13 protein-coding genes are annotated in these 12,429 nt (G+C 65.3%); 7 read left to right on the forward strand and 6 right to left on the reverse strand.

Going from position 1 to position 12,429, the window contains the following annotated elements; genetic code table 11:
• Window positions 1–176: 176 nt before the first annotated feature.
• Window positions 177–770 carry a DsbA family protein gene (locus tag ACXAHG_RS08605; protein ID WP_475056844.1) on the reverse strand — a complete coding sequence of 198 codons (594 nt, stop codon included), beginning with the start codon at window positions 768–770 and terminating at the stop codon, window positions 177–179.
• Window positions 771–959: 189 nt separating this feature from the next.
• On the opposite strand from ACXAHG_RS08605, the gene soxC reads away from it, so the two are divergent.
• On the forward strand, window positions 960–2,243 hold the full coding sequence (gene soxC / locus ACXAHG_RS08610; RefSeq protein WP_475056845.1) for a sulfite dehydrogenase: 1,284 nt from the start codon (window positions 960–962) through the stop codon (window positions 2,241–2,243).
• A complete protein-coding gene (locus tag ACXAHG_RS08615) occupies window positions 2,230–2,763 on the forward strand; it encodes a c-type cytochrome (RefSeq protein WP_475056846.1) in 534 nt (177 codons plus the stop codon). Before soxC ends, ACXAHG_RS08615 begins: the two co-directional genes overlap by 14 nt.
• A 41-nt stretch (window positions 2,764–2,804) precedes the next feature.
• On the opposite strand, the gene ACXAHG_RS08620 is transcribed toward ACXAHG_RS08615, so the two are convergent.
• The 3 genes from ACXAHG_RS08620 to ACXAHG_RS08630 all read right to left on the reverse strand — a co-directional run bounded on the left by ACXAHG_RS08620 (window position 2,805) and on the right by ACXAHG_RS08630 (window position 5,037).
• Window positions 2,805–3,563 (reverse strand): nuclear transport factor 2 family protein, encoded by a 759-nt coding sequence (locus tag ACXAHG_RS08620; RefSeq protein ID WP_475056847.1) that lies wholly within the window; start codon window positions 3,561–3,563, stop codon window positions 2,805–2,807.
• Between the two features lie 74 nt (window positions 3,564–3,637).
• Complete coding sequence (locus tag ACXAHG_RS08625; protein ID WP_475056849.1) at window positions 3,638–4,438, reverse strand: alpha/beta fold hydrolase; 801 nt, start codon at window positions 4,436–4,438, stop codon at window positions 3,638–3,640.
• Entirely contained in the window at window positions 4,435–5,037 is a 603-nt protein-coding gene (locus ACXAHG_RS08630; protein WP_475056850.1) for a DsbA family protein, read from the reverse strand. Before ACXAHG_RS08630 ends, ACXAHG_RS08625 begins: the two co-directional genes overlap by 4 nt.
• 107 nt (window positions 5,038–5,144) lie before the next feature.
• Here ACXAHG_RS08630 and ACXAHG_RS08635 point away from each other — a divergent pair, with 107 nt between their 5' ends.
• Entirely contained in the window at window positions 5,145–6,167 is a 1,023-nt protein-coding gene (locus tag ACXAHG_RS08635) for a ribose-phosphate pyrophosphokinase (RefSeq protein WP_475056852.1), read from the forward strand.
• A 78-nt stretch (window positions 6,168–6,245) separates the two neighbouring features.
• Here the strand turns inward: ACXAHG_RS08635 and ACXAHG_RS08640 are convergent, their stop codons facing one another.
• Window positions 6,246–6,743, reverse strand: coding sequence for a DUF2938 domain-containing protein (locus ACXAHG_RS08640; RefSeq protein ID WP_475056853.1), 498 nt, complete (start codon window positions 6,741–6,743; stop codon window positions 6,246–6,248).
• A 154-nt stretch (window positions 6,744–6,897) separates the two neighbouring features.
• On the opposite strand from ACXAHG_RS08640, the gene ACXAHG_RS08645 reads away from it, so the two are divergent.
• Window positions 6,898–7,335, forward strand: coding sequence for a helix-turn-helix domain-containing protein (locus ACXAHG_RS08645; RefSeq protein WP_475056854.1), 438 nt, complete (start codon window positions 6,898–6,900; stop codon window positions 7,333–7,335).
• 104 nt (window positions 7,336–7,439) lie between these two features.
• A complete protein-coding gene (locus ACXAHG_RS08650) occupies window positions 7,440–8,462 on the forward strand; it encodes a hypothetical protein (RefSeq protein WP_475056856.1) in 1,023 nt (340 codons plus the stop codon).
• Window positions 8,463–8,476: 14 nt separating this feature from the next.
• On the opposite strand, the gene ACXAHG_RS08655 is transcribed toward ACXAHG_RS08650, so the two are convergent.
• Window positions 8,477–8,827, reverse strand: coding sequence for an H-type lectin domain-containing protein (locus ACXAHG_RS08655; protein WP_475041867.1), 351 nt, complete (start codon window positions 8,825–8,827; stop codon window positions 8,477–8,479).
• 369 nt (window positions 8,828–9,196) lie between these two features.
• Here ACXAHG_RS08655 and ACXAHG_RS08660 point away from each other — a divergent pair, with 369 nt between their 5' ends.
• Both ACXAHG_RS08660 and nhaC read left to right on the forward strand, forming a co-directional pair.
• The gene (locus tag ACXAHG_RS08660) at window positions 9,197–10,693 is read left to right on the forward strand and encodes a methyl-accepting chemotaxis protein (RefSeq protein ID WP_475056858.1); all 1,497 of its coding nucleotides are present in this window, start codon (window positions 9,197–9,199) and stop codon (window positions 10,691–10,693) included.
• A 239-nt stretch (window positions 10,694–10,932) separates the two neighbouring features.
• Window positions 10,933–12,405: a Na+/H+ antiporter NhaC gene (nhaC, locus tag ACXAHG_RS08665; protein WP_475056859.1), complete on the forward strand. Its 1,473-nt coding sequence runs from the start codon at window positions 10,933–10,935 to the stop codon at window positions 12,403–12,405.
• Window positions 12,406–12,429: the final 24 nt, after the last annotated feature.

The raw sequence follows: 12,429 nt of genomic DNA on the forward strand, positions 1-12,429 counted from the left end.
AACTGTAATTGCCCAAATCCTACGGCAGCCGAACCGCCGCAAAAAAGCGGTGCGCATTGCCATGCGCAATTCCTTTGACAGGAGACATGGAGGGGGCTTTGCCCCCTCGGCCCGTTACGGGCCTCACCCCCAGAGTATTTTAACCAGAAAGAAGCAACGGGCTTAGGGTTCTGGCCCTAGTGGCGGCCCTGCGCCCAGAGCAGCGCGTCCTCCAGCCGGTCGTCGCCCCAGAAGACCTCCCCCGCCACGACAAAGCTTGGGGCGCCGAAGATGCCCAGCGCCATCGCTTCCTCGGTTGCGTCTGCCAGCATCTTGACGGTCTTGTCCGACACCGCCTCAGCCACCACCCGGGCCGGATCCTGGCCTGCGGCCTGCAGGCTGGCGCTGAGGTTCGGGTCCTCGCCGGCGGGCTGGCCGGCCTCGAACCAGCAGCGGTAGGCGGCCTGGGTATAGGCCTCTGCCCAGCCCTCAGCCGCGCCCAGCGCCGCCACCTGGTTGGCCAGCACCAGTTCCGGCAGCGGATAAGGCGCGGGCAGACGCACATGCAGGCCGTAGCGCCCGGCGCGGCGTTCGATGTCGCGCCACATATAGGCGCTCTTTTCCGGCTTGTCCGCGAAGGGGATGTTGTTCTGCACCGTCATCACATGGCGCACGTTGAAGGGGCGCCAGCGGACCGGAACGCTGGCCTGCGCCGCCGCATCGCCGATGCGCATCACGGTGAGGTAGCTGTAGGTGCTGCCGATCGAATACCAGAAATCCAGTCCGGGCATGGGGGCCTCCTGTCACTCTTTACCTGCGGTAGAGATTAGCAGCGGGCCGCCGTTAATCCACTTCCGCCCTCTGCCCTCCCCCTCCTGCTGCAGCGGGTTTTGTGATAAGATTACGGCAGCAGCGGGTGGCAAGACCCGCGTCCTGGGGCCCTGTGCGAGCAGCAATTGCCAGCAAGGGAGGGGACATTCATGACACGATCCGACATTGACGGCGCGGCGCTGGACTATGCCGCGGGCGGCGGGCTGCTGAGCCGCCGGATGCTGCTGGCTTCAGCCGCTGCGGGCGGCGCCGCGGGGCTGCTGCAGCCGCGTATAGCGCGGGCAGAGGCGGAGATCCCGGAATGGGCCAGGACCGCCGGGGCGCGGGCGCGCGGCTATGGCGCGCCTGCCGCGGCGGAGGCATCGGTGCAGCGCGCCATCATCGAGCCCTGGCAGGATGTGGCGCCGGCCTTCAGCCTGTCGGGCACGCCGCATCACCGCTTGCGCGGCACCCTCACCCCCAGCGGGCTGCATTTCGAGGTGCATCACGGCGGCCGCCCGGACATTGACCCGGCGCGCCACCGGCTGATGATCCACGGGCTGGTGGAGCGCCCGTTGCAGTTCGATCTGGAGGCGCTGGAGCGCTATCCGATGGTAACGGCGGCCCATTTCCTGGAATGCGCCGGCAACAGCCTGTTCAACGCGGTGATGCCGGAACCGATGCAGGCAGGCTGCGACATGCTGCATGGGCTGGTGTCGAACACTGAATGGACCGGCATTCCTATGCGCGTGCTGATGGAGGAAGCGGGCGTCAGGCCCGGGGGCAAGTGGGTGGTTGCCGCCGGCGCCGACGGGCCGAGCCTGGCGCGCTCAATCCCGATGGAGAAGGTGATGAGCGACGGGATGCTGGCGCTCTACCAGAACGGCGAGCGGATCCGGCCCGAGCAGGGCTACCCGATGCGGCTGCTGCTGCCCGGGTGGGAGGGCAACATGAACATCAAGTGGCTGACCAGCCTGTGGGTGACGGAGGCGCCGGTGCATACCAAGGATGAATCGGGCGAATACACCGAGATCCTGGCGGATGGTTCCTCAGTCCAGTTCACTTTTGGCATGGGGGTGAAGAGCTTTATCACCCACCCCTCCGCCACCATGACGATGAGCGGACCCGGGTTTTATGAAATCTCCGGGCTGGCCTGGACCGGGGCGGGCAAGGTCGCCAAGGTTGAGGTCTCAGCCGACGGCGGTCAGAGCTGGGCCGAGGCGGCGCTGGCCGGGCCGGTGCTGCCGCAGGCGCTGACACGGTTCAGCCTGCCCTGGCACTGGGACGGATCGCCCTTGGTGCTGATGAGCCGCGCTTGGGACGAGACCGGTGCGGTGCAGCCTGCGCGCGCGGACTGGAAGGCGCGCTATCACGCGTCGAACTTCCTGCATTACAACGCCATCCAGCCCTGGCAGATCACAGCAGAGGGAGCGGTTCAGAATGTCTATCTTTAAACTCACAGCCTTAAAACCCGCAGCCGCCGCCCTGCTGCTAACCGCCGCCGCCGCCCGGGCCGAAGGGCCGGGGCTGGGGCAGCCCTTGGAGGCTGCGGATATTCCGTTTTACGCCACTTATGTGGCACCTGAGGGCGCCGGCCTGCCTGCGGGCAGCGGCACCGCGGCACAAGGCGCGGCGATCTATGCTGCGAAATGCGCGGCCTGCCACGGCGCGACGGGCAGCGAAGGGCCGGTGATGCCGCCGGTTGGCCCCAATGATGTCTGGGCCAAGCCCGCAGGCCGCTATTGGCCCTATGCCACCACGCTGTTCGACTACATCCGCCGGGCGATGCCGCTGGAGGCGCCGAAGTCGCTGAGCGACGACGAAGCTTACGCGCTGGCGGCCTATATCCTGGAGCGCAACGGGGTGATTGATGCGGACACCGCGATGACGGCAGAGACCCTGCCCGCGGTGCAGATGCCGAACAACGGCAATTTCCTCGACGTCTGGACCAGGCAGGGAGCGAAACCCTGGTGAGGACGGGCCGGGCTTAGGGTCAGGGCCTTAGGGTCAGGGCCTCAGAACTTGCCGTTGTCGTTCTTCCACGCGCTGCGAGGGGGGATGGCCTCGATGGTGTCCCAGTGTTCGGCGATCCTGCCGGCCTCGATACGGTAGAGATCGTAGAAGCTGGTGTGGACGCCGCCGAGATGGCCTTCGCAAGCGCAGAGCACGAAGTTGCCCTCTGCCAGTACCCGGTGGAGCTGCTGGTACTGGATCGCGGGTGTGCCGTTCTGCGTTGCCGCGAGGGAGTCGCGCAAGGCGGGCAGGCCGTCGGCGAGGCCGGAATTGTGCTGGATGAGGTCATCGCGGACATAGTCCGGCAGCAGGTCCAGCTGCCGCTGGATCAATACATTCTCAGTATAGCTGCGCGCGAGGACGCGGTTGTCTTCGGTCCTGTCCAGGTCAGTGATTTCAGTGGTGCCGTCCTGCATCCCCCGGCCCGAGGGGTTGGGGCCGCGCAAAGGCTGGATGTTGTCCCAATGCTCCACCGCCTTGCCGTCCTCAAAGCGGAACACCTCAAACGCCGCGCGCAGGGAGGAGAAATCATATTCGATATGGGCAAAGGCGAAATCGCCATCTTCGAACACCCGCTTGAAGGTGACGCGGGGCGAGGTCTTGGCGAGGCGGTCAAAGAGCACCGCCAGCCCCTCGCTGCCCTCATGGGTCTGCGGGTTGTGCTGGATGTATTCCGCCTCGTTGACGACAGCGGCGGAGGCCGGGTCGCCGGTCTCCAGCCCTTTGAGGAGGGTTTTCAGCAAGTCCTTCTTAGATGCCATCTGTGCGGTCTCCCTTGCTGCTGGTGCCGGTCTATCCCGCCCTGGCTGCAGCGGCGGCGCAAAGGCTCAATGGGTCAAAGCGGCTGCCAGAAACCGCGCAGCAGCGCAGCGGTTTCCGCCGGGTGCGTCACCGGCAGCATATGGCCTGCGCCGGGCAGCACCGTAGCGCGGGCATCGCCCAGGCGGCGGGCCAGGCCCGCGGCGATGGCGGCCATCACCGGCGGGCTGTCCGAGCCGGTGATCAGCAGCACGGGCATGGCTACGGGGGCCAGCGCGCCCGGCGCCAGGGTTTGATTTTCATCCTCGTATAGCGTGGCGTGGCTGGCCGGGATCACCGGCATCGCGCGCATCATCGCGGCGCGCAGCTGGTCCGGCAGATCGGGCCATTTCGGCTCTCCCGGCCCCCAAAGGCGGTTGAACAGCCGGGTGGTCAGCTCCAGATCGCCCGCGGCCCAGGCGGCGTCGATGGGGCGGCTGTCCGCCTCTACCGCGGCCAGCAGCTCCGGCGCGCCGGCCCGGGCTGCCGCAAACAGGACCGGCTCGATCAGGGTCAGGCTGCGCACCAGATGCGGGCGGGCCATTGCCATGCGCAGGGCCACGGTGGCGCCAAAGGAATGGCCCACCAGGTCCACCGGAGCGGTCAGCAGGTCCAGCCCTGCCTGCACGTTCAACAGCTGGTAGTTGCCCTGCCCGTCCCAGTCCGGGCTGCGGCCGTGGCTGAGCATGTCAAAACCGGTGAGGGTGATCTCCTCCGCCAGCTCCGCGGCCAGGCCGCGCCAGGCGCCGGAATGGGCCAGCGAACAATGCACCGCCAGCACCTGCCGCGGACCCTGGCCGAAGCTGCGGGCGAAGATCTCCTGAGGCTGGTCCTTCACGCCGCCTGCCCCGCCAGATGCGCGTCCAGATCCGCCAGCCGGTCCTGGCCCCAGAACCGCGCCCCGTCCGCCGTCACCCAGAACGGCGCGCCGAACACGCCTGCGGTGACCGCATCCTCGAGGTTTTGCGCATAGGTCTCCGCGCCGGCCAGGAGACCGCTGTCGGCCAGCGCGGGGTCAAAGCCGGCGCCGCTGAGGCAGCCGCGGATCACCGCGTCATCAGCAATGTCCTTCTCCTCCGTCCAGCAGGCGCGCAGGATGGAATGCACCAGCTGGCCCATATCGCCGCCGCCGGCCGCTTGCGCCGCGATGATCGCATAAGACGACGGCGCGGCGTTGGTTGGCCAATGGGCAGGCTTCAGGTTGAGCGGCATATCGAGCTTGGCGGCCTGCCGCTGCAGCTCAATCAGGCGGTATTCCTGGCGCGAGGGGTGGCGCTCGCCAGGGGGGGTGCCGCCAGTGCGGGAAAACAGCGTCAGGATGTCCAGCGGCTTGCAATGCACCTTTGCCCCGTGGCGCCCGGCAATCTCCCAGGGGCGGGTGCCTGCGAGATAGGCAAAGGGCGACAAGGTTGAGAAGTAGAAATCGAACGCTGCCATAGGCTGTATCTCCCGCTTAGAACTATGCGCGAGGGTAAGTGCATGATAAGCGGGGTTCAATATCACGAATCTGACACATTGCCATTGCTGCCTGGGGATAACAGCCAATGCCGACCTTGAACGAACCCAAGCTGATTGCTGGGAACGCCAACCTTCCTCTTGCCCAAGCCATTACCCGCCGCATGAGCCTGCACCGCGGTGTCGACCAGGGGCTGGTGGATGCCCGCGTCGAGCGGTTCAACGACGGCGAGATCTTCGTCGAAGTCTATGAAAACGTCCGCGGCGAGGACATGTTCATCATCCAGCCGACCTCAAACCCGGCCAATGACAACCTGATGGAGCTCTTGATCATCGCCGACGCGCTGCGCCGCTCCTCGGCCCAGCGGATTACCGCGGTGATCCCCTATTTCGGCTATGCCCGCCAGGACCGCCGCACCAAGGCGCGCACGCCGATCTCGGCCAAGCTGGTGGCGAACATGCTGACCGGTGCCGGCATTGAGCGGGTGCTGACCATGGACCTGCACGCGGCGCAGATTCAGGGCTTCTTCGACATTCCGGTGGACAACCTTTACGCCAGCCCGATCTTTGCGCTGGACGTGAAGGACCAGTTCAAGGACCGGATGGACGAGCTGATGGTGGTGTCGCCCGACGTTGGCGGCGTGGCCCGTGCGCGTGAGCTGGCCAAGCGCATCAGCGCGCCGCTGTCGATCGTCGACAAGCGCCGCGAGAAGGCTGGCGAAGTGGCGGAAATGACCGTGATCGGCGACGTGAAGGACAAGATCTGCCTGATCGTCGACGACATGTGCGACACCGCCGGCACCCTGTGCAAGGCGGCTCAGGTGCTGCTGGACAACGGTGCCAAGGAAGTGCACGCCTATATCACCCACGGCGTGATGAGCGGCCCGGCGGTGGAGCGTGTCACCAATTCGGTGATGAAATCGCTGGTGCTGACCGACTCGATCCAGCCGACTGACGAGGTGAAGGCCGCGCCGAATATCCGCATCGTGCCGACCGCACCGCTGTTCACCCAGGCGATCCTGAACATCTGGCACGGCACCTCGGTGTCGTCGCTGTTCGAGGACAAGACGCTGGTTCCGATCTACGAGAGCCTTTATTCCAACGGCGGCTGAGACAGCCCCGGTTTCCGAATCTGAGAAAGCCCCGCAGTTTGCGGGGCTTTTTGCTGCCGCCCTCCCCTGTGCCGGCGCTTAGCCCGCAGGCGCTGCGGCAAGCCATTGTGCCGACAGCCACAGCCCTGCCCCGAACGTCAGATGTGTTGCCAGGCTTTTCAGCCGGGCCTGGTTCGGGGCCGGCGTCCGCCGCGCCGCCAGGCCTGCACCCATGCCCGGCTGCAGGATCAGGAACGGCGCCGCCAGTGTCAGAACGCCAAATGCCAGGGCCGGCAACAGGCTGGGCTCCTCGAGCCAGGCCTCCCCTGTTGCCGCCAGAAAAACGGCTGCAAACAGCATGCCGGTCAGGTAGTGCGCCCCCCAGCCGATCAGCCGCTCGCCGCGGACCGGCGGGCTGGCCGTGATCGGGCGATGGATCAGACGCCCCCGGGCAGCATGGCCCAGCCACCTCCCCGCCATCGCATAATCAAGCGTCTGCAGCGACAGCAGGTGTTTCTGGACCAGCGTCCCAAGGTCCATCACCGCCGTTGCACCCGCACCCATTAGTAACGCATTGATAAAGAAAGAACTTTCCATGCCGACCCTCCGTATTCTTCTGATTGGGGCTTCACGCCTGAGAATGGCCTACAACTTTAAGTCCGCTTTAAGTCAAGCCTGATTGCAAGGGCCGCCTTGCCTGCACGGCCGCGGCATGTCAGCCTTGCGCCTTGAAGCTGGCTTGAGGTGTGGAATGAAGGCATTGGATATCGCAGAGGTGGCGGAGCAGTCGGGCGTCGCAGCCTCTGCCCTGCGGTATTACGAGGATCTGGGGCTGATCACCTCGATCGGGCGCAAGGGGCTCAGACGGCAGTTCGGGCCGGAGGTCCTGCTGCAGCTGGCGCTGATCACGCTGGGCAAGGCGGCCGGGTTTTCGCTGCAGGAGATTGCGGCGATGTTCACCAGGGGCGGCCAAGCCGATTTGCCGCGCGGACAGCTGCATGCGCGCGCCGATGCGCTGGAGGAGCAGATCCGGGAGCTGTCCGTTCTGCGCGACGCCCTGCGCCATGTGGCGGACTGCCCGGCGCCCAGCCATCTGGAGTGCCCCAAGTTCCAGAAGCTGCTGCGGATCGCCCCGCGGACGGGCAGCCGGGCGGGCAGCCGGACCGGCAAGGCGCGGGCCGCGACCTGACTGCTGCGCTGATGGGGGAAATCAAGACTGGTTTCACCGCCCTGCCCGGCTAGTCTGAACACCGTGCTGCCAGTTTACTGTTAGGACCCAGGAAGGATTTTTCCATGTTCACGGTTTCGATTTCCCGCAAGACACTTACCTGCGAAATGTCAGAGGCGCCCAAGGGGCACAAGTTCCTGAAGCCGGTCGAAATGGCCTGCAAGATCGAGATGGATCTGGGGGTTGCCCCGTCGAAACCCGCGGCAAAGGTGCTGAGGGACGGGATGGACAAGGCCTTCAATGCGCTGGTCAAGGCGCGCTCGGCCAATTTTCTGAAGCAGCTGAACGGCGATATCGCGGCGCTGGGGGCAGTGATCGAAAATGACGGGATGGACAGCGCCAAGGCCTCGAAGTTCCTGCAGGACGAGGAAAAGAACATCAAGGCGCTGTGGGAGAACTGGAGCCAGCGGGTGGCACCCAAGATGGCGGATCAGGTGCTGGTGGAGATCGTCAAGAAGGCCCGCGAGCCGGAGCTGAAGAGCCTGCAGAAGCAGAAGATCAAGACGGTGGGCCGGGTGACGGTGGTGCCGGTGCTGGCGATTGCCTCGGCGGTGGCGTCGGCGGTCACGGGCAATGTGGCGGGGGTGGCCTCAGCCGCGCTGAAGGGCGCCAGTGCCAGCATGAAGATGAAGGAGGACCTGGCAAAGGCGCTGAATGCCTATGACACCGAGCTGGGGGCGGCCAAGCGCGATCTGGCGGCGGTGGCCGATGCGCTGAAGGGCGTGGCAAAGCGGATCAAGGCGATGGAAGCGCACCGGAAGTCCTCGGAGATGGCGGTGGCGCAGCTGACCGCGGAGCAGCGCAGCCTGAAGCGGGCGCTGAAGCAGGTCGAGGACAGCGGCGGCAAGGAGGCGGCCGGGCTGCAGAAGCAGCTGGACGCCAATGCCGCCAAGGTGCAGGCGCTGGTCAAGGACTGGCCGGACAGCGCCGCCATGCGGGCCGCGCTGGCGCGGATGGCCGAGGATCACAAGGCGATGGTGCAGGCCCTGGGCACGGTTGCGGCCGGCAGCGCCAAATCGCTGCGCGATGCCCGCGACCTGACCGACGGCGGCAAGGAAATCCTGAGCGTTCTTTCGAAGATGACCTGAGCCTAGAAAGGTCCCTAGTCCACATCCCAATCATCAGCGTGGGGCAGCGCACCGATGGCCATCCAGGCGGCGCGCAGGCGGGCGGCGCGGCTGTCGGCCCAGGTGCGGAAGACGATGTCGAAGCCCTGACAGGTGACATTTTCCGCCACCAGCTCTGCCCGGATGGCGGCAGAGGTATCCATATCCCAGAGCGACACCGAAACCTGCACCGCGGGCGGGCTGGCAAAGGTTTCGCGGAAGGCCACCGCGCGGCGCCGTTCGCGCGGGCCGGCGCCGGTCCACATCACCCCGCCGTCCTCGAAATCCGAGAACACCTCAATATCCCCCTGGTCAACGCCGGTACGGGGGTTGCGCAGTCGTTTCATCCCTAGCCTCAAGCTTGCCGCCTGGGCGGACGTTGGCCGATCGCAGCCAAAGACGCCAGCCCGGACGGGTAGGACGGAGCCATTCTGCGGCTGCGGTATTGAAGATCTGCATCACTGCGGCCCTGGTTCCGGAGCGGGGCGAATCGCCCGGCGCCGCCGGCCGCCGCCGGGACCACCCCAACAACCTGAGGCCGAGACGCGCAGCCCTAGAGGGTTTTAAAGTGGAAATGATTCCCGGGATGAGAATCTTTAGCCTGAATAAAAGTTAGAAAGTCAAGCCAAAACAGCTCCGCAACGGATTGTTAACGGCTGATCACCCGACAATGCACGGATTGACCCTTTTGGAGGCCCCGTTTGGAGATTTGCAGCATGAGTGCGCATGGTACTACACAGACGATTTCGAAATTCGCCCTGGATGGAGACCAGAAAAAAGACCTGGAGCGTGCCGGCGCTTTGGTCGGGCCGAAACTGGACCAGGTGCTGGACTATTTCTATGCCTTTGCCAAATCGGATGAAGAGGCGTCCGGGTTCTTTCGCAGCCAGGACACGCTGGATCATGCGCGCGGTGCGCAGAAGCGGCATTGGCAGCTGCTGCTGAGCGGCGAATTCTCCGACGAATATTTCAAATCCGCGGATACCATCGGCCGGGTGCATTTCCGCATCCAGCTGCCGTTCGACCTGTATCTGGCGGGCTATGCCCGGGCGACCTCCTATATTCAGGAGGTGCTGTCGCAGCAGTTCGGTGCCGCCTATACGCCGATGGGGCGCAAACGGATGATCCGGCTGCTGGGGGCGCTGAACCGGGTCTTTGCCATGGACACCTATCAGGTGATCGAGGCCTATTTCGCGGCGCAGCGCGAAGAGCAGGAGACCGCCTTCCGCTATATGACCGAGGGCATTCAGCGGATGTCCGCCCGCGACCTGACCCAGCCGATCCCCAGCCCGGAGGAAAGCGATTTTCCGGCCCGCTATAATGAGGTGCGGGAATCCTTCAACACCCTGATGGGCAGCATGGGCAGCGTGATCGGCACCATTCAGGACTCGGCGGCCAATCTCAGCAGCTCTGCCGGGGAGATTTCGGATGCTGCCGAAGATCTGTCCAGCCGGACCGAGACCCAGGCCGCGACGCTGGAGGAGACCGCCGCCGCGGTGGAGGAGATCACCGCCAGCATGAAGCAATCCTCGGACGCGACCGCAGAGACCAGCACCCTGGCATTGGAGGCGCAGGGGAACGCAGAAGAAGGCATGGCGGTTGCGTCGGATGCGGTGGAGAAGATGAATGAAATCTCGGCCTCTTCCGCCCAGATTTCGCAGATCATCAGCGTGATTGATGACATTGCCTTTCAGACCAACCTGCTGGCGCTGAATGCCGGGGTGGAGGCGGCGCGGGCCGGCGAAGCGGGCCGCGGCTTTGCGGTGGTTGCGTCCGAAGTGCGGGCGCTGGCGCAGCGGGCGGCGGTTTCGGCCAAGGAGATCAAGGATCTGATCAACGTCAGCACAGGCCATGTGGAGGCAGGTGTCGAACTGGTGAGCAAGGCCGGCGAGGTGCTGGACCGGATTGTCGGCGATGTGAAACGGGTGACCGAGCTTTCGTCCGGTGTTGCCTCCTCGGCGCAGGAGCAGTTCACGGGGCTTTCCGAGATCAACACCGGCGTGTCGCATATGGACAGCGTCACCCAGCAAAACGCTGCGATGGTGGAACAGACCACCGCTGCAACCGTGACCATGCGGCAGGATACCCAGGTGCTGGCCGATCTGGTGCAGACGTTCCGGGTGGCCGGCGCGGCGACTGCCGCAGCAGCCGCAGCCCCCATGGCCGGGGACTGGGAGCATGAGACGACCGGCCCGGAGGCCTCTGCCGCCTGACACCCCTGCCCCGCTGCCCCAGCGCTGCGCCGCCGGTGTCCGGCGGCGCCGTTGGGTCCGGCCGCGAGCGCCCGCAGCCTTCCCCGATCGGAAACTTTTCCCGAATCCGGCCCAACCTCCCCCATCTGTCGCAAATGCTGAGTCTTCCGGCGCGCTGGCATCGAGTCCCGGGCGCTGTTCTCTGGTCTTTGGCTGCATCCGCCTGAGACAGGCGATCAGACCCAAGGGAGGAGAAGCCCATGTCACCATCTGATCCGAACACAGTCAAACCCGGCCTGGGGATGGCGCTGCTGCCCATCGTGCTGACGCTGGCCGTTCTGGGGGTTCAGCTGTTCTATTTCGGGGATTTCACCCCGCATATCCCGCTGGCCATCGGCATTGCCATCACCGCGCTGGTCGGCCTGAAACTGGGCCACAAGTGGGACAACATCGAGGAAGGCGTGTTCCACGTCATCAATATCTCGCTGCCGTCGGTGTCGATCCTGATCACAGTTGGCATGATCGTCGGCATCTGGATTGCCAGCGGCACCGTGCCGACGCTGATCTATTACGGGCTGAAGATCCTGTCGCCGGAGCTGTTCCTGGCTGCCGGCATGGTGCTCTGCTCTATCGTGTCGGTGTCGCTGGGCACCTCCTGGGGCACCGTGGGCACCGTCGGTCTGGCGCTGATGGGGATCGGCGCGGGCTTTGGCATTCCGATGTACTGGACCGCAGGCGCGGTGGTTTCAGGTGCCTTCTTCGGCGACAAGATCTCACCCTTGTCGGACACCACCAACCTGGCCCCGGCGGTAACCGGCACCAACCTGTTCGACCACATCCGCAACATGCTGCCAACCACCGTGCCGTCGATGCTGATTGCGCTGGTGATCTATCTGGTAGTGGGCTTCACACTGATCGACACCTCGCAAGTCTCTTTTGAGCGGATCGACGCGATCACCGCGGCGCTGGACGAGGCGTTCTGGATTTCGCCGCTGATGCTGCTGCCCGCACTGCTGGTCATCGTGCTGGCGGTGAAGAAGCAGCCGCCGATCCCGTCGCTGTTTGCCGGTGCGGTTGTCGGCGGCATCATGGCGATGGCGTGCCAGGGTGCGGGCCTGCATGAGACCTTCACCTTCGCCAACAGCGGCTATTCCATCGACACCGGTGTCGCGGAAATCGACCCGCTGCTGAACCGCGGCGGTATCCAGTCGATGATGTGGACCATCTCGCTGGTGCTGCTGGCGCTGGGGTTCGGCGGCGCGCTGGAGCGGACCGGCTGCCTGCAGGCGATCATCGAGGTGATCATCGCGCGGGTGAAGAGCTTTGCCGGCATCCAGACTTCGGCGATCCTGACCTCGGTGGCGACCAACACCGTGGCGGGCGATCCGTATCTGTCGATTGCCCTGCCGGGCCGGATGTATGCGCCGGTTTACCGCGGCATGAAGTACTCGCCGCTGAACCTGTCGCGCGCCATCGAGGAAGGCGGCACGCTGGTATCGCCGCTGATCCCCTGGAACGCAGGCGGTGCATTCGTAATCTCGGCGCTGGCGCTGGGGATTGCCGACGGCAACTTTGAGAACCTGCTGTATATCCCGCTGGCCTTTGCCTGCTGGCTGTCGCCGCTGATCGGCATCTTCTATGCGATGACCGGGCTGTTCTCGCCCAAGGCCAGCGAGGATGAGATCGCCGCCTGGGAAGACAGCGGGGAGCCGGTGGCCGAACTGCGCGCCTGATCCCCCTCGCGCGCCGGAGCCTCC

This window comes from Leisingera sp. ABD4_442 (genome assembly GCF_056160905.1).

Excerpts from the sequence above, each read along its gene's own strand:
- ACXAHG_RS08605 (WP_475056844.1), bottom strand. The coding sequence starts at position 770 with ATGCCCGGACTGGATTTCTGGTATTCGATCGGCAGCACCTACAGCTAC.
- soxC (WP_475056845.1), top strand. The coding sequence starts at position 960 with ATGACACGATCCGACATTGACGGCGCGGCGCTGGACTATGCCGCGGGC.
- ACXAHG_RS08615 (WP_475056846.1), top strand. The coding sequence starts at position 2,230 with ATGTCTATCTTTAAACTCACAGCCTTAAAACCCGCAGCCGCCGCCCTG.
- ACXAHG_RS08620 (WP_475056847.1), bottom strand. The coding sequence starts at position 3,563 with ATGGCATCTAAGAAGGACTTGCTGAAAACCCTCCTCAAAGGGCTGGAG.
- ACXAHG_RS08630 (WP_475056850.1), bottom strand. The coding sequence starts at position 5,037 with ATGGCAGCGTTCGATTTCTACTTCTCAACCTTGTCGCCCTTTGCCTAT.
- ACXAHG_RS08635 (WP_475056852.1), top strand. The coding sequence starts at position 5,145 with ATGCCGACCTTGAACGAACCCAAGCTGATTGCTGGGAACGCCAACCTT.
- ACXAHG_RS08640 (WP_475056853.1), bottom strand. The coding sequence starts at position 6,743 with ATGGAAAGTTCTTTCTTTATCAATGCGTTACTAATGGGTGCGGGTGCA.
- ACXAHG_RS08645 (WP_475056854.1), top strand. The coding sequence starts at position 6,898 with ATGAAGGCATTGGATATCGCAGAGGTGGCGGAGCAGTCGGGCGTCGCA.
- ACXAHG_RS08650 (WP_475056856.1), top strand. The coding sequence starts at position 7,440 with ATGTTCACGGTTTCGATTTCCCGCAAGACACTTACCTGCGAAATGTCA.
- ACXAHG_RS08655 (WP_475041867.1), bottom strand. The coding sequence starts at position 8,827 with ATGAAACGACTGCGCAACCCCCGTACCGGCGTTGACCAGGGGGATATT.
- ACXAHG_RS08660 (WP_475056858.1), top strand. The coding sequence starts at position 9,197 with ATGAGTGCGCATGGTACTACACAGACGATTTCGAAATTCGCCCTGGAT.
- nhaC (WP_475056859.1), top strand. The coding sequence starts at position 10,933 with ATGTCACCATCTGATCCGAACACAGTCAAACCCGGCCTGGGGATGGCG.